Annotated in this window: 1 protein-coding gene; it reads left to right on the forward strand. The window is 63.6% G+C overall.

The annotated features are described in order from the left end of the window. A partial coding sequence (locus SCA31_RS25345) for a hypothetical protein (RefSeq protein WP_410699689.1) occupies positions 1 to 239 on the forward strand: 239 nt, incomplete at both ends.

Raw genomic sequence — 239 nt, forward strand, 5'->3', positions numbered from 1 at the left:
GCCCGCATCTTCGGCTCGATCGTCTCAGAGGAGATCGCAGAGGTTCGGTCGACCCTCGAAGTGATCGCCGGTCCCGGTGCGCGCCTGGGCTACTTGGTGGAAACCATGCTCGAAGCGAAGCGTTTGGACGTGACGGCAGTGTGGGTGGACGCATGGACCCTCGGGCGTCGCAGTGAGCTGTTAGCGGCCACCGTGCGGAGCCAAATGGATGCTTGGCAGGACGTCATCCGGGTGGTTCT

This window comes from Chryseobacterium sp. SIMBA_028, assembly GCF_046535285.1.
Classification (GTDB): Bacteria; Bacteroidota; Bacteroidia; order Flavobacteriales; family Weeksellaceae; genus Chryseobacterium.